At 65.3% G+C, this 20941-nt stretch carries 19 protein-coding genes; 6 read left to right on the top strand and 13 right to left on the bottom strand.

What is annotated here, in order from left to right; translation table 11 throughout:
• From OQE62_RS08980 to OQE62_RS08935, 10 genes are all read right to left on the bottom strand, one after another.
• A partial coding sequence (locus OQE62_RS08980) for an ATP phosphoribosyltransferase regulatory subunit (RefSeq protein WP_265721686.1) occupies window positions 1-669 on the bottom strand: 669 nt, incomplete at its 3' end.
• Between the two features lie 561 nt (window positions 670-1230).
• Window positions 1231-2115 carry a protease modulator HflC gene (hflC, locus tag OQE62_RS08975; protein ID WP_265721685.1) on the bottom strand — a complete coding sequence of 295 codons (885 nt, stop codon included), beginning with the start codon at window positions 2113-2115 and terminating at the stop codon, window positions 1231-1233.
• Window positions 2116-2125: 10 nt separating this feature from the next.
• Entirely contained in the window at window positions 2126-3274 is a 1149-nt protein-coding gene (gene hflK, locus OQE62_RS08970) for an FtsH protease activity modulator HflK (RefSeq protein WP_265721684.1), read from the bottom strand.
• Between the two features lie 231 nt (window positions 3275-3505).
• Window positions 3506-4807: a ribosome rescue GTPase HflX gene (hflX, locus tag OQE62_RS08965; protein ID WP_265721683.1), complete on the bottom strand. Its 1302-nt coding sequence runs from the start codon at window positions 4805-4807 to the stop codon at window positions 3506-3508.
• A gap of 114 nt (window positions 4808-4921) precedes the next feature.
• Window positions 4922-5212: an RNA chaperone Hfq gene (gene hfq, locus OQE62_RS08960; RefSeq protein ID WP_265721682.1), complete on the bottom strand. Its 291-nt coding sequence runs from the start codon at window positions 5210-5212 to the stop codon at window positions 4922-4924.
• Window positions 5213-5398: 186 nt separating this feature from the next.
• Complete coding sequence (miaA, locus tag OQE62_RS08955; RefSeq protein WP_265721681.1) at window positions 5399-6322, bottom strand: tRNA (adenosine(37)-N6)-dimethylallyltransferase MiaA; 924 nt, start codon at window positions 6320-6322, stop codon at window positions 5399-5401.
• A 58-nt stretch (window positions 6323-6380) separates the two neighbouring features.
• Window positions 6381-8222, bottom strand: a complete 1842-nt coding sequence (gene mutL, locus OQE62_RS08950; protein WP_265721680.1) for a DNA mismatch repair endonuclease MutL — start codon at window positions 8220-8222, stop codon at window positions 6381-6383.
• Window positions 8223-8450: 228 nt separating this feature from the next.
• The gene (locus OQE62_RS08945; protein WP_265721679.1) at window positions 8451-9752 is read right to left on the bottom strand and encodes an N-acetylmuramoyl-L-alanine amidase; all 1302 of its coding nucleotides are present in this window, start codon (window positions 9750-9752) and stop codon (window positions 8451-8453) included.
• A gap of 30 nt (window positions 9753-9782) precedes the next feature.
• On the bottom strand, window positions 9783-10286 hold the full coding sequence (gene tsaE / locus OQE62_RS08940) for a tRNA (adenosine(37)-N6)-threonylcarbamoyltransferase complex ATPase subunit type 1 TsaE (RefSeq protein WP_265721678.1): 504 nt from the start codon (window positions 10284-10286) through the stop codon (window positions 9783-9785).
• A complete protein-coding gene (locus tag OQE62_RS08935; protein ID WP_265721677.1) occupies window positions 10283-11764 on the bottom strand; it encodes an NAD(P)H-hydrate dehydratase in 1482 nt (493 codons plus the stop codon). Before OQE62_RS08935 ends, tsaE begins: the two co-directional genes overlap by 4 nt.
• 162 nt (window positions 11765-11926) lie before the next feature.
• Here OQE62_RS08935 and queG point away from each other — a divergent pair, with 162 nt between their 5' ends.
• Window positions 11927-13030 (top strand): tRNA epoxyqueuosine(34) reductase QueG, encoded by a 1104-nt coding sequence (gene queG, locus OQE62_RS08930; RefSeq protein WP_265721676.1) that lies wholly within the window; start codon window positions 11927-11929, stop codon window positions 13028-13030.
• A gap of 52 nt (window positions 13031-13082) precedes the next feature.
• Here the strand turns inward: queG and orn are convergent, their stop codons facing one another.
• Complete coding sequence (gene orn / locus OQE62_RS08925) at window positions 13083-13622, bottom strand: oligoribonuclease (RefSeq protein WP_265721675.1); 540 nt, start codon at window positions 13620-13622, stop codon at window positions 13083-13085.
• A 90-nt stretch (window positions 13623-13712) separates the two neighbouring features.
• On the opposite strand from orn, the gene rsgA reads away from it, so the two are divergent.
• From rsgA to OQE62_RS08900, 5 genes are all read left to right on the top strand, one after another.
• Entirely contained in the window at window positions 13713-14741 is a 1029-nt protein-coding gene (rsgA, locus tag OQE62_RS08920) for a small ribosomal subunit biogenesis GTPase RsgA (RefSeq protein ID WP_265721674.1), read from the top strand.
• Window positions 14742-14744: 3 nt separating this feature from the next.
• Window positions 14745-15539: a sulfurtransferase gene (locus OQE62_RS08915; protein WP_265721673.1), complete on the top strand. Its 795-nt coding sequence runs from the start codon at window positions 14745-14747 to the stop codon at window positions 15537-15539.
• Window positions 15540-15790: 251 nt separating this feature from the next.
• Window positions 15791-16642 (top strand): archaetidylserine decarboxylase, encoded by an 852-nt coding sequence (gene asd, locus OQE62_RS08910; protein ID WP_265721672.1) that lies wholly within the window; start codon window positions 15791-15793, stop codon window positions 16640-16642.
• An 87-nt stretch (window positions 16643-16729) separates the two neighbouring features.
• A complete protein-coding gene (locus OQE62_RS08905; protein WP_265721671.1) occupies window positions 16730-16978 on the top strand; it encodes a hypothetical protein in 249 nt (82 codons plus the stop codon).
• Window positions 16927-17934 (top strand): MFS transporter, encoded by a 1008-nt coding sequence (locus OQE62_RS08900; RefSeq protein ID WP_265721670.1) that lies wholly within the window; start codon window positions 16927-16929, stop codon window positions 17932-17934. The genes OQE62_RS08905 and OQE62_RS08900 overlap by 52 nt, the downstream gene beginning before the upstream one ends.
• On the opposite strand, the gene OQE62_RS08895 is transcribed toward OQE62_RS08900, so the two are convergent.
• Both OQE62_RS08895 and hemE read right to left on the bottom strand, forming a co-directional pair.
• The gene (locus OQE62_RS08895) at window positions 17931-19334 is read right to left on the bottom strand and encodes an HD-GYP domain-containing protein (protein ID WP_265721669.1); all 1404 of its coding nucleotides are present in this window, start codon (window positions 19332-19334) and stop codon (window positions 17931-17933) included. The genes OQE62_RS08900 and OQE62_RS08895 overlap by 4 nt on opposite strands.
• A gap of 138 nt (window positions 19335-19472) precedes the next feature.
• Complete coding sequence (gene hemE, locus OQE62_RS08890; RefSeq protein WP_265721668.1) at window positions 19473-20552, bottom strand: uroporphyrinogen decarboxylase; 1080 nt, start codon at window positions 20550-20552, stop codon at window positions 19473-19475.
• Between the last annotated feature and the right edge of the window lie 389 nt (window positions 20553-20941).

Below are 20941 nucleotides of genomic sequence, written 5' to 3'. Positions count from 1 at the left end.
GCCGGCCAGGCGCGGCAGGGCGCGCAGCCAGTCCGCCGCCTGCGGATCGGCGACGTTGTCCTCGACCCAGCGCCGCACATCGGCGCTGGCCTTGCTCTGCAGCAGCGCGAAGAGTTCGCGCTGCTGTTCGCCGTCGAGGCCCGCGGCCTCGGCGAGGTTGCGGTAGATGGCCACGTGGCCCAGGTCCAGGTGTATCTGCTCGACACCGGCCAGCAGCAGTGTCTCCAGCATCAGCGAAATCACTTCGATATCCGCCTGCAGGCTCTCCACGCCGTACAGCTCGGCGCCGATCTGGATCGGCGCGCGCGAGCCCATGGCCGTGCGCGGGCGGGCGTGCAGTACCTGGCCGGCATAGCAGAGGCGGTTGGCGCCGCTGCGGGGGAAGCTGTGGGCGTCGATACGCGCGGCCTGGGGGGTGATATCGGCGCGGATGCCGAGGGTGCGGCCGGAGAGCTGGTCGGTAACCTTGAAGGTGCTGAGGTCGATATCCCGGCCCATGCCGATCAGCAGGGAATCGGTGAATTCCACCATCGGCGGGATGATCAGTTCGTAACCCCAGCTGTGATAGAGGTCCAGCAGGCGGCGGCGCAGGGTTTCTATACGCACGGCATCAGCGGGCAGGATTTCCGCGATGCCGTCGGGCAGCATCCAGCGATCGGCTCTTGTCATAGTAAAAAAGTTGATGAAAAACTATCGTCAACGTCTCTGTTGAATAAGGGGGGCACGCGCTCGCACAAAAGCGCCGGGAGCGCTTTTGCCAGCTTCAGCTGACCCGAAGGGCGAAGCACAGGAATGCGCTTCACAAAAAAACCGGGCGGCGGCCCGGTTTGCGTGATTTTACCATCAAGTGGCGGGGGGAAGGTAGGGGTTGCGGCCCCCGGGTTGCCGAGAGCCCGCTCCCCGTAAGCGGGCGCGTTGGCGACCCGGCTACCGATAGCCGTTTGCTCAACAGCCTCATCGGCAATCGTTTCCCAAACGGCTATCGGCAGCCGGGTCTCGCCATCCGGCATCGCCCCTCTTTCGTAGGTTGAGGCGAGCTATGCGAACCGCTGAGTCCGACGTTTAGCGCCCCTCTCCCATCGGGGCAGGGGCCGGGGGAGAGGGAACCGAATGCCCGGGGGGCTTCTTCGGCCCCTTTGTTGGACTGCGCGTCGCTCACTCCAACTACGCCTTCCAGAAACACAGGGGGCACCGCAAAGGGCGCCCCCGTTGTCCCGAGTCCCGGGCCGTTTATTCCTCTTCTTGCGCCCCTTCCGAGTCCTTCAGATAGCGGAAGAACTCACTGTCCGGATCGATCACCAGCATATCCCCACGGTCACTGAAGGATTTCTCGTAGGCGTTCAGACTGCGGGTGAAGCGGTAGAATTCCGGGTCCCTGGTGAAGGCGCCGGCGTAGATCCTGGCGGCCTCGGCGTCGCCGGCACCGCGCAATTCCTCGGCCTTGCGCTGGGCTTCGGACTCGATCTCCACCACCTGGCGGTCGGCGTTGGAGCGAATGCGCTCCGCGGCCTCCTGGCCCTTGGCGCGGTGGTCGCGGGCCTCCAGCTCGCGGCCGGCGCGCATCCGCTGGAACACCGATTCGGAGACTTCCGGCGGCAGGTCGATACGCTTCACGCGCACGTCGATCACCTCCAGCCCGAACCGGTCCTGGGCCACCCCGTTCAGGTTCTTGGTGATCTCCGCCATCAGCTCGTCGCGCTGGCCACTGACCACTTCGTGCAGGTTGCGCACACCGAACTGGTCGCGCAGGCGGTCGTTGATCTGTTCCGCCAGCAGCCGCACCGCGTTGCGCTCGTTGCCGCGGGTGGCGACGTAGAAGCGCTTTGCATTGAAGATGCGGTACTTGGCGTAGGAATCCACCACCATGAACTTGTTTTCACTGTTCAGCATGCGCACCGGGTTGGAATCCACCGTCTGGACGCGCGCGTCGAACTTGCGCAGGGTGTGCACCAGCGGCACCTTGAAGTAGAGCCCCGGTTCGTAGTCACTGCGCACCACTTCACCGAAGCGCAGCAGCACCGCCCTTTCGGTCTCCTTGACCACAAAGGCACTGCTGGTGACGAGCAGTATCCCCACCAGCAACAGCGCAACAATCAGCAGGTTTCTGTTATTCATCGGCTAGCTCCTAGCGCACTGTGCGGTTGCGGCGATTGTTTGAGGATTCGCTGCGAATGCGCTCCAACACCCGCTCGGAGACCTCGTCGATCACCGTCGGCGACAGCTCCTCGCGCCGAATCGCACTGTCGGCGCCACCCTGCGTCAGCTTGTCCAGCGGCAGGTACATCATGTTGTTGCCGCCCTCCACATCGACCATGACCTTGGAGGTGTTGCTCATCACTCTCTGCACCGTGTCGAGGTAGAGGCGTTCGCGGGTCACTTTCGGTGCCTGCTGGTATTCTGTCAGCAGCTCCTCGAAGCGCACGGTTTCACCGTTGGCCAGGTCCACCACGCGGGCCTTGTAGGCCTCGGCTTCCTCGAGGATGCGCTGGGCGCCACCGCGGGCCACCGGGATCACCTCGTTGGCATAGGCCTGGGCCTCGTTCTGCAGACGCACCTCGTCCTCGCGGGCCTTGGTCACGTCGTCGAAGGCGTCCTGCACTGCCGGCGGCGCCTTGGCTTCGGTGAGGTTGACCACGTTGATCTCAATGCCGGTCTGGTAGTGGTCCAGATACTCCTGCAGACGATCCCGGGTATCGTCGGCTACCTCGCCGCGCTTCTGGGAAATGACACCGTCCAGAGTCTCGGAGCCGACCACGTGGCGCAGCGCACTGTCGGTGGCCTCCTTCAGGCTCTTGAGCGGATTGGCGACCCGCAGCACATAGGCTTCGGCGTCGTCGATATACCACTGCACCTGCAGGATGACGTCGACGATGTTGGCATCCTCGGTAAGCATCTGACCCTCGCTGCGCTCGGTGCGCACCTCGGTCATGTTCACCTTGGTGACACTGTCGACCAGCGGCGGGTTCCAGTGCAGGCCGGCAGCCTCGGTGGAGTGGTACTTGCCCAGGCGCAGCACCACGGCCGATTCGTTGGCGTCGACCTGGTAAAAGCCCAGCAGGCCGTAGAGCACCGCCGCGACGATCGCGATCAGCGCCCAGGGGAAGCGGCTCGGCTCACCGCCGGAGCCAGAGCCGGAGCCGCCAAACAGACCACTCAGTTTCTGTTGCAGCTTGCGCAGAATTTCGTCGAGATCCGGCGGGCCGCCGTTGCGATTGCCGCCGCCTCCGCCGCCCCAGGGATCCTTGTCTTTACCACCCGGTTCGTTCCAGGCCATCTACATACTCCAACTGTGATCATTCATTTTTGTACCGGCGAATTCTAGCATTCTTTGCCGGCGAAATATCGCTGCGTGGCACCGCTAGCGGGCTGTGCGTGAAGCTGTGTAACAAAGATGCACAGCCAAAACGTCCAGATCAAGGCGGGAAAGCGCCGGAATAGCGGTTCTATTTCGAGCTTTCTCAACGCAGAGCCGGGCGTTTTGGCGCAGCGAACTGTTACAGGCCCACTAGTCGTCCAGTGGCTGCCAGCGCGGTGCGCCCTGCGCCTCCCTGTAGGGCGCCAGCAGGCGCTGCAGGTCGTTGCGCGGCAGCAGTACCTGCAGCGCGCAATCGCCGTTGTCCCGGTATTCTTCCCGCTGTACCGCATTCATTTCAAACAGCTGCGCGCGCAGGCGCGACTGGTCCGGCGCCACTACCAGCTGGCCGCGCACCATCTGCTCACCCAGGCGCTCGGCGATGGCCTCCACCAGCAGGTCGCAGCCGGCGCCGGTGGCGGCGGACAGCCACACGGCGCGCGGCACGCCGTCGGCGTCGCGGTCGATGCGCGGCGCCATGTCCTGCAGCAGGTCGATCTTGTTATAGACCAGCAGCTGCGGCAATTCCGCCGCACCGATTTCCTCAAGTACCAGCTGCACCTCGTCCATCAGCGCCAGGCGGTCGTCTGCCGCGGCGTCCACCACATGCAACAGCAGTGTCGCGTTGGCGGCCTCCTCCAGCGTGGCGCGGAAAGCCTCCACCAGACGGTGCGGCAGGTGCGAGACGAAGCCCACGGTATCGGCGAGAATCATCTGGCCGACGTTGGGCAGCTCCACCCGGCGCATGGTCGGGTCCAGTGTCGCAAAGAGCTGGTCCCGCACATAGACTTCCGCGTCGGAAAGGCGATTGAACAGGGTGGACTTCCCGGCGTTGGTATAGCCCACCAGCGAAACCGTGGCCAGCTCGCTGCGCGAGCGGGCGCGGCGACCCTGTTCCCGCTGGCGACGCACTTTCCCGAGTTTCTTTTCGATCGAGTCGATGCGCGCGCGCAGCAGCCGGCGGTCTGTCTCCAGTTGGGTTTCCCCGGGGCCGCGCAGACCGATGCCGCCCTTCTGCCGCTCCAGGTGGGTCCAGCCGCGTACCAGACGCGTCGCCATATGGCGCAACTGCGCCAGCTCCACCTGCAGCTTGCCCTCGTGGGTGCGGGCGCGCTGGGCGAAGATATCCAGGATCAGGCCGGTGCGGTCGAGTACGCGACACTTGAGCTCGCGCTCGACGTTGCGCTCCTGGGAGGGCGACAGGTTGTGGTCGAAGATCACCAACTGCGCGCCGTGTTCTTTTACCGTCCGCTGAATTTCCTCGAGCTTGCCGCGGCCGACAAAGGTTCTGGGGTCGGGAGAGGAGCGCTGGCCGAAGATGAAGGCAACCGGGTCGGCGCCGGCGGACAGCGCCAGCTCTTCAAATTCCCGCGGGTCTTCGGGGTTGTCTACAGCGGACAGCTCCAGGTGCACCAGCACGGCCAGTTCACCGGATTCCGGTCGGTCGAAAAACAATAGAAAGTCTCTTTTTGGGGCCGGCGCCGGATGCGCAGGCCGCGAATTGCCGGCGCCAAACCGCAGACGCCCCGGCGGGCCGGGGCGCTGATGATAACCGTGGAACGGGGGAGATTAGCCGAAGGTTTCCGGCTGTCCACCGCCTTCACCAGTACCTTCGCCGGCGCCGCCCTGAGCCGCCGGATTCAGCAGCGGCACGCGCACTGCGCGGGATGGAACGATTGTGGAGATAGCGTGCTTGTATACCATCTGGCTGACGGTGTTTTTCAGCAGAACCACAAACTGGTCGAAAGATTCAACTTGCCCCTGAAGCTTTATGCCGTTCACCAGATAGATGGAAACCGGGATACGCTCTTTGCGCAATACGTTGAGGTAAGGGTCTTGTAAGCTGTGCCCTTTTGACATCTTTTTTCTCCTTGTCAAAAGCTGGAAGCGAATGCAGGCCGCAACCGCGCCCGCGAAATGCGCGGACTAAGGAACGATCGAGGTCGAAAACGCGTATATAAAAGTCCGGAAATGCCGGACTCTGTGTAACAAACTGACTGAGCGGGCCGGAGCCGTCTGTCAATGGCCCAACCACGTTATGGATCCTCAGCCGAGAAATTTCAAGGCTTCCGCCAATATTTCGTCATTTTTGCGCACTTGGCCATCGGCATCCTGTGCGTAAATCTCCGCCAGCTTCGGCCAGCGACGCAGCCAAGTGAGCTGGCGCTTCGCCAACTGGCGGGTGGCGGCGATACCCGCCTCCACCATCCGGTCGTAATCGAATTCGCCGTCCAGGTACTGCCACACCTGGCGGTAGCCGACGGCGCGGATTGCCGGCAGGTCCGGATGCAGGTCGCCGCGCCCGCGGAGCGCCTTTACCTCGTCGACAAAACCGCACTCCAGCATCCGCCGGAAACGCTGCGCTATGCGTTCGTGCAGCAGCGCCCGCTCCCGCGGCAGCAGTGCCAGCTGGTGCACGTCGTAGTGCTCCGATACCGAATCCCGCGCCTGCTCCCGGCGCAGCTCGGAAAGCGGCCGGCCGGTGAGCCGGTAGACTTCCAGCCCGCGTTCGATACGCACCGAGTGATTCGGGTGCAGTTCCGAGGCCAGCTCGGGATCCACGTCTGCCAGCTCCGCGTGCAGCGCCGGCCAGCCCTCGCGTTCGGCGCGGGCCTCGATCTCGGCGCGGATCGCCGGATCCGCCTGCGGCAGCGCCGCCATTCCCTCCAATAGAGCACGGAAATACAGCATGGTTCCGCCCACCAGCAGGGGAATTTTGCCGGCGGCGACAATTTCAGCCATGGCCGCCAGCGCGTCCTCGCGAAACTGGCCGGCGGAATAGGATTCGGACGGATCGCAGATATCGATCAACCGGTGCGGGTAGCGGGCCAGTTCCTCCGGCGACGGCTTGGCGGAGCCGATATCCAGGCCGCGGTAGACCAGGGCCGAATCCACACTGATCAGCTCTACCGGCAGCCGATCCGCCAGCGCCATGGCCAGGTCGGTTTTGCCGGAAGCCGTCGGCCCCATCAAAAATATTGCGCGGGACCTTTCACCAGCCCCCAGTCCCGAGTCCCCGGCCCCCACTTTATTGCCCACGCAGGAACCACTTGTCCATATCCGCGAGCTTCACCTGTGTCCAGGTGGGCCGCCCGTGGTTGCACTGGCCGCTGCGTTCGGTCTGCTCCATATCGCGCAGCAGGGCATTCATTTCCGGTACCGTCAGTTTGCGGTTGGCGCGCACGGAGCCGTGGCAGGCCATGGTGGAGAGGATTTCGTTGATACGCTCGGCGATGCGGTCGCTGCCGCCCTGCCCCAGCAGATCGGACAGCACATCCCGCACCAACTGCTCCACCTCGGCGCCGTGCAGCATCGTCGGCACCTGGCGGACCAGCAGGGTTTCCGGCCCGGCCCGCTGCAGCGCGAAACCCAGCGCTGTGAATACCTCGCTGCGCTCCTCGAAACAGTCCGCCTCGCGCTGGCTCACCGCCAGGCTCACCGGCACCAGCAACGGCTGCGCCTGGATACCGCCGGCGGCGTGGGCGGCCTTCATCTGTTCGTAGACGATGCGCTCGTGGGCCGCGTGCATATCCACCACGATCAGGCCCTGCTCGTTCTGGGCCAGGATGTAGATGCCGTGGAGTTGGGCGATGGCGAAGCCGAGGGGTGGAGCGTCCTCAGGACCGGGGACTGGGGACTGGGGAATCGGGGGCACCGAGTCGGGACCCGCGGGGGCTTCGGCTACGCTCTGCTGCGGCTGATACGGTTGGTGCAGCGCACCGTAATTCTGCATCTGCTGTTGCAGGTCACCGGGTGACGGGCGCGAGTTCAGCGGCATTCTCTGCTGACCGGCGAATTCGCCGGCGGCGACGCCGGTGGCAGTTTGCGGCTGCAACTGCTGCTCGCGATCCTCCCGCTCGCCCGGCCGCACATCCGCCAGCGCCCGGTGCAGCGAGCCAAACAGGAAATCGTGCACCAGGCGGCTGTCCCGGAAACGCACCTCGTGCTTGGTGGGATGCACATTCACATCCACCGACGCCGGATCCAGCTCCAGGTAGAGCACGAAGGCCGGGTGGCGGCCGTGGTAGAGCACATCGGCGAAGGCGCGTCGCACCGCGTGGCTGACCACCCTGTCGCGGATGGCGCGGCCGTTGACGTAGAAAAACTGCAGGTCCGCCTGGGAGCGGGAGAAGGCCGGCTCGGCCACCCAGCCCCACAGGCGCAGGCCGTTGCGCTCCACATCGATATGCAGCGCGTTCTGCATGAATGCCGGCCCGCAGACCTGGGCCACGCGCCGCTCCATTTCCACCCGGCCGCTGCCGGCACGCAGGTTGTGCACGCCCTTGCCGTTGTGGCGCAGGCTGATGGAAACGTCGAAACGGGACAGCGCCAGGCGCTTGATGGTGTCGTCGACGCGGTTGAACTCGGTCTTTTCGGTGCGCAGGAACTTGCGCCGCGCCGGGGTATTGAAGAACAGATCGCGCACATCGACGCTGGTACCGCGCGGGTGGGCCGCCGGCGCCAGCTGCGCGTTCATGTCGCGCCCCTCGGCCTCCACCTGCCAACCCTTGCCGTTTTCGTCGCGGCTGCTGGTCAGCACCAGGCGCGCCACCGAGGAGATGCTGGCGAGGGCCTCGCCGCGGAAACCCAGGGTGGCCACCGCCTCCAGATCTTCCAGTATGTGGATCTTCGAGGTGGCGTGGCGGGCCAGCGCCATCGGCAGGTCGCCCTTGTCGATACCCTTGCCGTTGTCGCGCACCTTGATGCGCTTGATGCCGCCGTTGTCGATCTCCACATCCAGGCGGCTGGCACCGGCGTCGAGGGCATTTTCCAGCAGCTCCTTAATCACGGACGCCGGGCGCTCCACCACCTCGCCGGCGGCGATCTGGTTGGAGAGTCGGGTGGAAAGTTGCTGGATTCTGTCGGACATTGTGAGCTTCGCCTGCAAACAGGCGCCTACATCGGTCTATTTGCTTTCGGAATTTGCCGCTGAATGCTGCGTAGTATGGGCAAAGGAGCGCAGCGACATGCCCATCTTCAGGCTCCGCTGATGGGCACGCTGCGCTTTGCCCATCCTACGACACTGTTTAATTTTCGGAAATTGCCTCTGCAGTCCGAGGTCGGAAAGCGGTCTCCCTCCCGGCCCTCCCCGAAGCCATTAGCCCGAGGGGATTGTCAGCGTCTGGCCGACACGGATCGTCGAGGTGTCGATACCGTTAACCTGCTTCAGCGCGGATACCGACACATTGTACCGCGCCGCGATACCGGACAGGGTATCGCCGCGGGCGATAGTATGGCGGCGCTCCGCCTCGCCGGGGTTGGCGGCCAGCCAGGTACCGGCCGGTGGCCGGCTGCTGAAGTGCGCCACTATACCGTCGCCGACCTTTTGTGCCAGCCTGCGCTGGAACGACGGATCGCGCAGGCGCCGCGCCTCCTGCGGGTTGGTGATAAAGCCGGTCTCCACCAGGATCGACGGCACGTCCGGCGAGCGCAGCACGGCGAAGTTGGCCTGCTCCACCTGTTTCTTGTGCAGGCGGGTGACACTGCCCAGCCTTGAGAGCACGCTGGCGCCGATGTCGAGGCTGGCGTTCATGGTGGCGGTCATCGACAGGTCCAGCAACACGCCGGCGAGGGTATCGTCCTTGTCGCCGAGATTCAGGCTGCCGGCGCCGCCGATCAGGTCCGACTCGTTCTCCCGCTGGGCCAGGAAGCGCGCGGTTTCACTGGTGGCCCCGCGGGACGAGACCGCATAGACGCCGGCGCCGCGGGCGCTCTTGTACTTGAAGGCATCGGCGTGGACGGAGACGAACAGGTCCGCGCGCATCTCGCGGCCCTTTTTCACCCGCGCGCGCAGCGGGACATAGTAATCGCCGTTGCGCACCAGTTTTGCGGAAAAGCCCGGCCGGGTATCGATCGCCTTTTTCAGGTTTTTGCTGATCGCCAGCACCACGTCCTTCTCGCGCAGGCCACCGGGGCCGGACGCGCCGGGATCCTCGCCGCCGTGACCGGCGTCGATGGCGATGACGATATCCCGCTCGTCGCTGACTTCCTGCAGAGTCTTCTCCTCACTCTGCACCCGGTCGTGGAGGTCGATCACCAGCCGATCCGGCAGGTCCCCGTGGCGCTTCAGCGCGAAGCTGCGGGGCTTCACCCTCTGTTTCAGGTCCAGCACCACGCGCAGGTCACTCTTGTCGTGGCGACCGTGGCGCACCCGCTCGATGGGGGTATTTTCCAGGTCCAGGTCATCGAACTGCGCCGCCAGCCCGGTATCCGCCACATCGACGACCACACGGTGCGGCCCGCTCAGGGTAAACAGCTTGTGCTCCGACGGGCCGCTGAGATCGAACACCAGCCGCGTGTGATCCGGGGCGCGCCACAGGCGCACGCCCTCCACTTCGGTTGCGGCCTGGGCCGCAACTGCAAAAAGACAGAGCAGTGCGAGGGTGATGATCCTGAACATTGTTTTTCTGCCGGTTCCTTGCCAACTTTTTTATAGCAGTTTTTGCATTGCTGCCACTACCGCTTCGCCGGCGGGGGAGTGCGCGGCCAACTGTAGTTGTCGACCGCGCTGCGGCACCTGCAGTTCAATTTCCAGATCCGGCTCGGGCAGCACACCGGCGCCGCGCTCCGGCCATTCCACCAGGCTCAGGCTGCGGGGCGCGAAGTAATCCCGCACCCCCATGAATTCCAGTTCCTCCGCATCGCCGAGGCGATACAGATCGAAGTGAAACACCCGCTGCCCCCCCCCTCCGGAAAGGGAAAAGTCGTAGGGCTCCACCAGCGTGTAGGTGGGGCTCTTGACCGCACCCTCGTGGCCGAAGGCCCGCAGCACACCGCGGCAGAAGGTGGTCTTGCCGGCGCCCAACTGGCCGTGCAGGTAGAGCGTCAGCCCCTCCGCCAACCCCGTCGCCAGGCAGGCGCGGCCCAGTGTTTCACCGGCGGCAACGGTGGCGGCTTCGTCGGCCAGCGCCAGTGTCAGTTCGCTCGCAGTCAATCCACCAGTCTCCGTATATGCGGCAGCAGGTCCGTGGCCAGCAGGCCGCGCTGGCCGTCCTCCGCAGCGCGATTGCCGGCCTCGCCGTGCAGCCACACCGCCAGCCGCGCTGCCTCCAGCGGCGACAGGTGCTGGCCGATCAGCGCGGCGATGACACCGGTGAGCAGATCGCCCATACCGCCGGAGGCCATGCCCGGGTTGCCGCTGTTGATCAGGTCGACACCGCCGTCGTGGGCGATCAGGGTGCCGGCTCCTTTAAGTACCACCACGCCGCTGAATTTCTGCTGAACCGCTGTGGCGGCGGCGCGGGGATCGGCCAGCACTTCGGCGCTATCCCAGTCCAGCAGGCGCGCCGCTTCACCCACGTGGGGTGTGAGTACCCAGTCGTCGCGCCTGAGGCCGGCCAGCACGCGGCCGCCGGCGAGAATATTCAGCGCGTCCGCATCCAGCACCAGCGGCGTTTCCGCGCGGCCGGCGCGGGCCAGCAGCTGTTCGCCCCAGGGGGCGCGGCCGAGGCCGGGCCCCACGGCAATCACGTCCGGCCCCTCCAGCAGGGGTTCCAGCTCCTGGCCGGAGATCACCGGGTGGGCCATCACCTCGGGGCAGCGGGTCAGCGCCGCGGGCAGGTGCTGCGGGTGGGTGGCCAGGGAGATCAGGCCGGCGCCGCTGCGCGCGGCGGATTCCGAGGCCATCAGTGCGGCGCCACCGAAACCGCTGTCGCCGCCGACGACCAGCACACGGCCGAACTGGTTCTTGTAGCTGTCCGCGGCGCGGGGCGGCAGGCGCTTGATACTGGTTTCCGTAAAGCGCTTCGCCAGCGGCGCCAGCCCGTTGTGCACTTCCGCCGGCGCACCCAGATCCTCGAAAATTACCTCGCCACACAGCGCCGGGCCGCGCCCGCAGTAGAGGCCGAGCTTGCGGCCGATAAAGGTCACCGTGGCATCGGCGCGCACGACCTCGGCCGCGGCGCCGGTATCGGCGCTCAGCCCCGAGGGAATATCCACCGCCAGTACCGGAGCGGGCGCCCTGTTGATACACCCCACCGCGTGATCCATGGGCTCGCGCAGTTCGCCCCGGAAACCGGTGCCCAGCAGCGCATCGACCAGCACCGTATCGCCATCGGCATCGTCCAGCGCGGTCGGGGAGGTCACTATCTGCACGCCCTCGCGGCGGGCGTAGTGACAGGCCTCCAGCGCGTCGCCCTTCAGTTTTTGCGGATCGACACAGGCGCAGACGGTCACCGGGATCTGTTTCTGCGCCGCCAGCGCGGCGATCACATAGCCGTCACCGCCGTTGTTGCCGCCACCGCAGAACACCTGGATGCGCCGCACGTCCGGCCAGCGCCGCAGCAACTGGTTGAAGGCGGCACGACCGGCGCGTTTCATCAGCGCGATGGAGGGGATTTTCAGGGCCGCAATGGTGCGGCTGTCCAGCTCGCGGACCGATTCGGCACTGTAGAGGGGTTGAGGCGTGTCCATTCGACTCCCGCGATACGCTCAGAATTAATGGTCAAAATTTAATCTGTGGCAGAATGGGCGGCCTGAAGCTTTTCAATTCGGCCGCAGCCATTGCCGGTTGAGACACCACAGTATACCGTCCCGGGCGCCCATTTTGCTCCCGCGGCGCAGACCCGAATCGCCATGACCGAAAACAACCTCGCCGAGCTGGCGGACCAGATCAGGATCTGGGGCCGCGAGCTGGGCTTCCAACAGATCGGTATCACCGACTGCCAGCTGGAACAGCACGGCGAGCGCCTGCGCGCCTGGCTGGAGGCCGGCTACAACGGCGATATGGAGTGGATGGCCGCCCACGGCGAAAAGCGCTGGCGCCCGGATCTGCTGCAACCGGGGACGCTGCGCGCGATCAGTGCGCGCCTCGACTACCTGCCGCCGGACACGGAACCGGTGCGGGTGCTGAAAGATTCCTCCAAGGCCTACGTATCCCGCTACGCCACAGGCCGCGACTACCACAAGCTGATCCGCAAGCGCCTGGCGCAGCTGGCGCGGAAGATCGACGCCTGGTGCGACGAACAGGGCATCGAGTCCTCCGGGCGCGCCTTTACCGACAGCGCGCCGGTGATGGAGCGCGCGCTGGCAGAGAAGGCCGGGCTGGGCTGGATCGGCAAGAACTGCATGGTGATCAACTCCGGCGCCGGCTCCTGGTTTTTCCTCGGCGAGATCTACACCAACCTGGCGCTGCCGGTGGACGAGCCGGAAGAGACGAATCAGTGCGGCGACTGCAGCGCCTGCCTGAAAGTCTGCCCCACGGATGCCTTCGTCGGCCCCCACCAACTGGATGCACGCCGCTGCATTTCCTACCTGACCATCGAGAACAAGGGCCCCATCCCGGAGGAATTCCGCGAGCCCATGGGCAACCGGGTGTTCGGCTGCGACGACTGCCAGATCATCTGCCCCTGGAACAAGTTCGCCAGCCCCACCGCGGAAAAAGATTTCCACCCGCGCCACGGGCTCGACGACGGCGAACTGCTGACGCTGTTCGGCTGGAGCGAACAGGAGTTTCTGGACAAGACCGCCGGTTCCGCGATCCGGCGCATCGGCTACGAGCGCTGGCGGCGGAATCTGGCGGTGGCACTGGGGAACGGTGCGGCAGAGCCGGAGGTGATTGCAGCGCTGGAGAGAGCACTGGCGGATGCGACACCGCTGGTGGCGGAGCATATCGAGTGGGCGTTGGGGCGGTTGCGCAGTGGGCGGCGGCGGAAGCGCAAAATTAAACGGCAGGTGTAGGGGCGAACTTTGTGTTCAGCCGGCGCGGAGCTGGAGCTCCGCGCTCCCGGGATTACAACCGGAAAAAATGCTTCCGGTAGTGAATCAACTCGTTGATGGAATCGCGGATATCGTCCAGCGCCAGGTGACTGCTCTCCTTTTTCACGCCGTCCAGCACATCCGGCCGCCAGCGGCGCGCCAGTTCCTTGACCGAGCTGACGTCCAGGTTGCGATAGTGGAAGTAGGCCTCTAACTTCGGCATGTACTTGACCAGGAAGCGGCGGTCCTGGCCGATGGAGTTGCCGCACATGGGCGAGGCGCCCCCGGGCACCCACTGCTGCAGGAACTCGATCGTCTCGCGCTCGGCATCCCGCTCGCTGAGCGTCGACTCCCGCACCCGTTTGACCAGCCCGGAGCCGCCGTGCTGTTCGGTGTTCCAGTCGTCCATCGCATTCAACAGCGTGTCGCTCTGGTGGACCGCCATGGTCGGTCCCTCGGCGAGGATATTGAGTTTCGAGTCGGTGATAATGGTTGCGATCTCGATGATGCGCTCTTTCTCCGGATCGAGACCGGTCATCTCCAGGTCGATCCAGATCAGGTTGTTCTGATCCACTTCGGCTCGTCTCCTTTGGGTTTGCGGGCAAGTTACCGCAACAACCCATCAATAGCTATAATCCGCGGCGAATTGCCCTAGAGCCGCCACATGAGCAAACGCAGACTGAACCGCCGCCAGCAGTGGCGTATCGACAAGATCCAGCGGGAGCGCGAGGCGCGTGCGCGCAAGCGGGCCGCCTCCGCCGAGCAGGCGCTGGACGAGGACAACCTGGGTCCGGAACAGACCGGGCTGGTGATCGCCCACTACGGCACCCAGGTACTGGTGGAGAGCGACGCCGACGCATCGCTGCGCCAGCGCTGCCATCTGCGCGCCAATATCGATCCCCTGGTGACCGGCGATCGCGTCGCCTGGCGCCCGTGTACCGGCGGCGGCAGTGGCGGCTACGGCGTGGTGGGCGCGCGGCTGGAGCGCCGCTCGGAACTGCGGCGCCCGGACCGCTACGGCGACCTCAAGACCGTCGCCGCCAATATCGACCGCATCCTGATCGTGATCGCGCCCTACCCGGAGCCCTTCGCCAACGCCATCGATCGCTACCTGGTGGCCGCCGAGACCACCGGCATCGCGCCGCTGCTGTTGCTGAACAAGACAGACCGCATCGACGACGCCAACCGCGAGGCGCTCGAGGAGCTGCTGGCGCCCTACCCGGGGCTCGGCTATCCGGTGCTGCGCCTGTCCACCCAAACCGGCGAGGGCCTGCCGGCACTGCTGGAGACACTCGCCGAGGGCACCAGCGTGTTCGTGGGCCAGTCCGGCGTGGGCAAATCATCGCTGGTCAACGCGCTGCTGCCGTCCGCCGGCGCGCGCACGGGGGAGCTGTCCGGGGCCTCCCAGAAAGGCACCCACACCACCACCGCGGCGGAACTCTTTCACCTGCCCGCGGGCGGCGATCTGATAGACTCCCCCGGCATTCGCGAGTTCGGCCTCTGGCATATGGACGAACAATCGCTGCTGGAAGGCTTCGTCGAGTTCCGCCCCTTTATCGGCCACTGCCGCTTTCGCGACTGCCGCCACCAGGGCGAACCCGGCTGCGCCATCGCCGGCGCACTGGCCCGCGGCGATATCAGCGAGCGGCGCATGAACAGTTTCCTGCACCTGCGCAACAGCCTGGAGAGTTAAAACTTGGACCTGATTGTCGAACCGGAAGAGCTGGCCCCGCAGCTTGATCGCGAGGACCTGCTGATCGTGGACCTGAGCACACCGCAGAACTACCACAGCGGCCATATTCCCGGCGCCGTGCACCTGCCCTTCCAGGCGCTGATGGCGGGCACCCCGCCGGCGCCGGGCAAGCTGCCCGACGCCGAACGGCTGACAAGGGTGTTCCGCGCCATCGGCCTGAAACCGGAACATCATATCATCGCCTGCGACGACGAGGGCGGCGGCTGGGCCGGACGCTTTCTGTGGACCCTGGAAGTGATCGGCCACAAAAATTACAGCTACCTGAACGGCGGCATGCACGCCTGGCGCGCCGCGGACCTGCCGCTGTCCACCGAGGAAGTGAAGCCCGAGCCGAGCGGGATCGAGGTTTCCATCGATCCGGCGCCGGCGATGGAAGCGGACGAAATCCGGCAGCACCTGGACGACGACAGCCTTCTCGTCTGGGATGCGCGCTCACCGCGGGAGTACAGTGGTGAACAGGTTACGGCGATGAAGGCCGGGCATATTCCCGGCGCCATCAACTGCGAGTGGACACAACTGATGGACCCACAGCGGGGGTTGCGTATCCGCAGCGACGCGCGCGAATTCCTCGCCAAGCTCGGCATCGACGACCAACACAAGATCGTCACCCACTGCCAGAGCCACCACCGCTCCGGTTTTACCTGGTTGGTGGGGAAATCCCTCGGTTTCGATATCGCCGCCTATCCCGGTTCCTGGAGTGAGTGGGGGAATCTGCCGGATACGCCGGTGGAGCAGTAATCGGAACCCGGGATTCGCGTAGGGTGCGCCGTGCGCACCGACCAATCAATGGTGCGCCCCCCGGGACGACGGCCATGCAGATCACCGGGAGGCGTCACTGGATCCCGGGTCAAGCCCGAGATGACGAGCCAAAGCACTTGCACTGAAACAGAGTATCTGCAGCTTTAAAAAGAGTACCGAAGCTGAATGCAAAGGCCCTGCCGCCCAGCCCCCCTTAAAGGCACTAACGCCAACGAATAAGAAGTCATTCTATGCACCCAAAATTATTTGCCGCCCTGCAATACCTCACTCCCCAGCGAGCCCTGTCCCGCGCCGCCGGCTGGCTGGCTGAAACGCGTATCAAGTGGATCAAGGATCGATTCACCCGCTGGTTCGTGGACCAGTACGATGTCGACATGACAGAGGCGGAAGAGCCCGACTGCACCGCCTATGCCAGCTTCAACGATTTCTTTACCCGCGCGCTGAAAACGGACGCGCGACCCATCGTCGAGGGAGACGGGGCCATCGCCTGCCCCGCCGATGGCGCCGTCAGCCAGCTTGGGGAAATCCACAACGGCAGGATCTTCCAGGCCAAGGGCCACGACTTCAGCCTGCTGGAGCTGGTGGGCGGCGACCCGAAAACCGCCGCGCAGTTTACCGGCGGCCACTTCGCCACCGTCTACCTGTCGCCGAAGGACTACCACCGGGTGCACATGCCCGTATCCGGCACCCTGAAAAGCATGACCTATGTGCCGGGGCAACTCTTCTCGGTCAACGACGTCACCACACAGACAGTGCCGCGACTCTTTTCCCGCAACGAACGCGTAGTCTGCACCTTCGACACCGCCGCGGGTCCCATGGCAATGGTCCTGGTGGGCGCCATGATCGTGGCCAGTATCGAGACCGTCTGGGCGGGGCTGGTGACACCGCACAAGCGCCGCGTGCGCACCACCGATTACCGGGACAATCAGCCGATCCGGCTGGAAAAGGGCGAGGAAATGGGCCGCTTCAAACTCGGCTCCACGGTGGTGATGCTGTTCGGGGCAGACAAGGTTCGCTGGGCGGAATCGCTCGCGGCCGAGAGTGATGTGAAGATGGGGGCGCACTTTGGTGATCTGAGATAAGGCGCCGGCTTTTGTCGGGTCGCCCCATGCTGGACTTCGCTGCGCTCAGTCCAACCTACACATACCAGTAATGACCAGCCACAGCCCATGCTCCCCGGATTTATTCGCTCCAACGCCCATCTCGCTTTCTTCTCGCTCGTTGCCGTCGCCGCCTCCGGCTTCGGGCAGACATTTTTTGTATCGGTTTTCGGCGGCGCCATTCGCGCGGAGTTCGATCTCAGCAACGCCGCCTACGGCGCCACCTACAGCGGCGCCACATTGCTGTCGGCGCTGGCGCTACTGATATGCGGGGCCTGGTGGATCGCTGGCCGCTGCGGCGCAGCGCACTGCTGGTGAGCCTGGCACTGGCGGGCGCCTGTCTGGTAATGGCCGCCGCGCCCGGCGCCTGGGCACTGCTGATCGGCTTCTTCCTGTTGCGCCTTACCGGCCAGGGCTTTATGACGCACCTGGGCATGACCACCGCCGGGCGCTATTTCAGCGACAACCGCGGCAAGGTGATCGCGCTGGCGGCGCTGGGTTTTCCCCTGGCCGAGGCGCTGCTGCCCACCGGCGGCGCAGCGCTGATTCACTGGACCGGCTGGCGCAGCGCCTGGCTGGCGTCCGCGGCGGTGCTGTTGCTGCTGGTATTGCCGGCACTCCTGGTGCTGTCGAAAACCGGCGAGAGGCAATCCGATACGACGGCGGGACAGTTCGGCAGCGACAGCGATTTCACCCGCGCCCAGGTGCTGCGGGATCCCGGCTTCTACATGCTTCTACCGGCGGCGCTGATGACGCCGTTCATCGTCACCGCGATACTGTTTCACCAGGGCGCCATCGGCGAGAGTCGCGACTGGTCGCTGCCGCTGATGGCCGGCGCTTTCGGCGGCTACGCCGCCGGCCACCTGCTGATGCTGTTTGTCGCCGGCGGGCTGGTGGACCGCTTCGGTGCCCGGCGCAGTCTGCCACTGGCACTGCTGCCGATGATCGCCGGCCTGTTGTTGCTGAGCTGGTTCGACGGCCACTGGGTGCCCTACGCCTACCTGACACTGATCGGCATCACCCAGGCCGGTACCGGCACCGCGGCCGGAGCCATGTGGCCGGAGCGCTACGGCAGCCGCCACCTGGGCGCCATCCGCTCGCTGTCGCAGGCGGCGATGGTGTTATCGACGGCGGCTTCGCCGCTGCTGGCGGGTTTTCTGCTGGATGGGGGCGCGAGCGTCGCTGCGCTGGCGGGCGGGCTGGCGGCGCTGGTGCTGATATCGGGGCTACTGGCTATGACAGCGAAGCCGCTGGAAAGGGAGCGGACGGCTTAGCGCTTCAGCAGTCGCGACAAGAGGGCCGGGAAGCGCTTGCGGCTGAACAGGTAATCGTCGCGCACCGCGGCCACATTCACCTGCGGGAAGCGGCCGGGCTCCACGTCTTTGAGAATGGTGAGCTTGTCGCCGGGGGCGAGCTTGCCGCGCCGGATCAGTTTGTCCCTGCGGTCGTCGTCGGCGGCCATATCCAGCAGGCGTGGCTTCGTCAGCAACTGCTTGTCGCGATCCAGTACCACCATCACCCGCGGTTTCAGGCGCCGCCGGTGGGTCTGCTCCACCACCACGCCCACCTCGCCGGTGGACAGCTCCACCTGGGTGCCGGTGGGATAGAGGCCGATGGACTGGATAAACTCCACCGCCAGTTGCTCCTGGAAGCTGATACCGCGCAGGTCGTACAGCTGCGCCACCGCTTGCGACGGCGCCACCGGATAGGTGACACCGCGGGGATTGGTGGCTTCGTCGTAGAAGGTGACAATACCGCACATGCGCGCCAGCACCGGAATCCTGTCGCCGCGCAGGCCCCGCGGATAACCGCTGCCGTCGTGCATTTCGCGGTGGCAGTGGACGATCTCCACCACACGGGGATCCATCTGCGGATCCGCCGCCAGCAGCCGCACACTGTGATCGACAAACCGGCGGTACTCCATCTCCCGACGCGGATCGCGCCTGTGGGCCCTCAGTACCTCGTCCGGCAGCATCATCTTGCCCACATCCTTGAGCAGGGTCGCCACCCCCAGCCGGACCAGGTCGTGGCGGCGCAGTCCGATATGGCGCCCGAACATCACCGCCCAGATACTGGCGCGGATGGAGTGGCTGTAGGTATGCTCGTCTTTCTCGCGCACCCGAGCCAGCCAGGCGAAGGCGTCCGGGCTGCGCAGTATGCTCTCCACCAGGTTTTCCACCACCTGGCCCACCTGCTGCATCGGCAGAGGGCGATCGCTGCGGATCTGCACCAGCACCTCATGCATACCCTGCACGATCCGGCGATGCAGTTTGCGCGCCTGGCCGGCTTCGCGGCGGGCGGGCAGGGGCGCGGGGTAGGCGTCGCGGGAAATCTGTACCGGTCGGCAGGGGATGGCGACGGGAACGCGGCCGGTGCGAGATCGCCGCCCGGGGCCGGCGGCGGAGCTACCGCCAGCGGTTCGGGTGATACGGCGCAGCTTGACGCCGATATCCCCGACGGACTTGACCACGTCCACATAGACATAGCGACAGTGCTTCTGCAGTTGACGGATCTCCTCCAGATCGCGGATATAGAAGCCCTGCAGCGCGAAGGGGGTCCGCGTCCAGGGCCTGTCGAGCCGGGACACAAACATGCCGCGCTGTAGATCCTCTACCAGGATTTTTGCCTGCTCTATCGCCACGCTGGAATCGCCAAATCGTTCTGGTTGGAGCACTGCCGTACCGGCCGGTGGAACCACGGACGGAAGCGTTCTTTTATAGCACGCGAGTCTACCCTTTGGTACACAGGCATTTTGTGACGAAATTCACGGTAATCGTGTAAGGCCGTGTAATGTGACGGCCGCGATGAATGCTCAATCGTGGTATTGCGGTGACAGCTCCACGACCGCCTCGATCATCGCCCGCGCGTGCTCCGGATCCACTTTCGGGGTGATGCCGTGGCCCAAGTTGAAGATATGGCCGCCGCCGCGCCCGTAGGATTCCAGCACCGCCGCCACCTCGGCGTGGATGCGCTCCGGCGAGGCGTAGAGCACCGCCGGGTCCAGGTTGCCCTGCAGGGCCACCCTGTCGCCGACGCGGGCGCGGGCGGCGCCCAGATCGGTGGTCCAGTCGAGCCCCAGGGCGCTGGCGCCGCTGTCCGCCATGGCCTCCAGCCACTGGCCACCGCCCTTGGTAAACAGGATCGCCGGCACCGGGCGGCCGTCCGCCTCCTTGATCAGGCCATCGACGATACGCGCCATGTATTGCAGGGAGAATTCACGGTAGGCGCCGTGGCTCAGTGCACCGCCCCAGGTATCGAAAATCTGCACCGCCTGGGCGCCGGCGCGGATCTGCGCATTCAGGTAGTCGGTCACCGAGTCCGCCAGCACTGTCAGCAGCTGGTGCATCACTTCGGGCCGGTTGTAGATCAGCTCCTTGCAGCGGGCGAAATCGCGGCTGGGACCGCCCTCGACCATGTAGGTGGCCAGGGTCCAAGGGCTGCCGGAGAAGCCGATCAACGGCACGCGGCCGTTCAGCTCTCGGCGGACGGCGGACACCACATTCATCACGTAATCCAGCTCCCGCTCGCTGTCGACCACTTCCAGCGCCTCGATTTCCGCCGCGGTGCGCACCGGTTTGCGGAATTTGGGCCCTTCGCCCTCTTCGAAATAGAGCCCCAGGCCCATGGCATCGGGGATGGTGAGGATATCCGAGAAGAGGATGGCCGCGTCCAGCGGGTAGCGCTCCAGCGGCTGAAGGGTCACCTCGCAGGCCAGCTCGGTATGGCGACACAGGTCCATAAAGCTGCCAGCTTTGGCCCGCGCAGCGCGGTACTCAGGCAGGTAGCGGCCCGCCTGGCGCATCATCCACACGGGCGTGCGGTCCACCGGCTGGCGGGCCAGGGCGCGCAGGAAGCGATCGTTTTTCAGGGGGGCGAAGGGGGAATCGGACATGATCTGTACCACCTTTTTGGCGGGAGGGGACTGGCTAACTCAAGTTTCGGGGTTCAGTTCAGGGAGCAGGAGCGGGGTGCGCCTTTCTGGGACACGGCTAGGCGCCCCCGCCGAAATACGTCCCTGTAGGCTTGTCCGCGAGGTCCCTCTCGCAGACAGTCCCAGAAAGGTGCACCCCGCTCCTGCTAGTGCCACCCGTAGACACCACGAACTCCGAAAGTTGAGTGGCTAAAAAGGCGGCTATTGTACAGAGGAGGGGGGAGCTAAGACAGGGGACAGTCGATTGGCACGATTTATGGGGGGGATATGCAAAGGGGAAGCTGAACGCTCCCGGAGAATCAAGTCGCCACGAGGCCGATCGCCCCCCCCTCTCCCCAAGGGAGAGGGGG

The sequence above is a fragment of the Microbulbifer halophilus genome (genome assembly GCF_026183675.1).
Lineage (GTDB): Bacteria > Pseudomonadota > Gammaproteobacteria > Pseudomonadales > Cellvibrionaceae > Microbulbifer > Microbulbifer halophilus.
This window is presented reverse-complemented; position numbering and strand designations above follow the sequence as displayed.

What these genes read in the sequence shown, in the direction of transcription:
- hflC (WP_265721685.1), bottom strand. Translation starts at nt 2,115, where the DNA reads ATGAATAACAGAAACCTGCTGATTGTTGCGCTGTTGCTGGTGGGGATA.
- hflK (WP_265721684.1), bottom strand. Translation starts at nt 3,274, where the DNA reads ATGGCCTGGAACGAACCGGGTGGTAAAGACAAGGATCCCTGGGGCGGC.
- hfq (WP_265721682.1), bottom strand. Translation starts at nt 5,212, where the DNA reads ATGTCAAAAGGGCACAGCTTACAAGACCCTTACCTCAACGTATTGCGC.
- miaA (WP_265721681.1), bottom strand. Translation starts at nt 6,322, where the DNA reads ATGGGGCCGACGGCTTCCGGCAAAACCGACCTGGCCATGGCGCTGGCG.
- mutL (WP_265721680.1), bottom strand. Translation starts at nt 8,222, where the DNA reads ATGTCCGACAGAATCCAGCAACTTTCCACCCGACTCTCCAACCAGATC.
- OQE62_RS08945 (WP_265721679.1), bottom strand. Translation starts at nt 9,752, where the DNA reads ATGTTCAGGATCATCACCCTCGCACTGCTCTGTCTTTTTGCAGTTGCG.
- OQE62_RS08935 (WP_265721677.1), bottom strand. Translation starts at nt 11,764, where the DNA reads ATGGACACGCCTCAACCCCTCTACAGTGCCGAATCGGTCCGCGAGCTG.
- queG (WP_265721676.1), top strand. Translation starts at nt 11,927, where the DNA reads ATGACCGAAAACAACCTCGCCGAGCTGGCGGACCAGATCAGGATCTGG.
- rsgA (WP_265721674.1), top strand. Translation starts at nt 13,713, where the DNA reads ATGAGCAAACGCAGACTGAACCGCCGCCAGCAGTGGCGTATCGACAAG.
- asd (WP_265721672.1), top strand. Translation starts at nt 15,791, where the DNA reads ATGCACCCAAAATTATTTGCCGCCCTGCAATACCTCACTCCCCAGCGA.
- OQE62_RS08905 (WP_265721671.1), top strand. Translation starts at nt 16,730, where the DNA reads ATGCTCCCCGGATTTATTCGCTCCAACGCCCATCTCGCTTTCTTCTCG.
- OQE62_RS08900 (WP_265721670.1), top strand. Translation starts at nt 16,927, where the DNA reads ATGCGGGGCCTGGTGGATCGCTGGCCGCTGCGGCGCAGCGCACTGCTG.
- hemE (WP_265721668.1), bottom strand. Translation starts at nt 20,552, where the DNA reads ATGTCCGATTCCCCCTTCGCCCCCCTGAAAAACGATCGCTTCCTGCGC.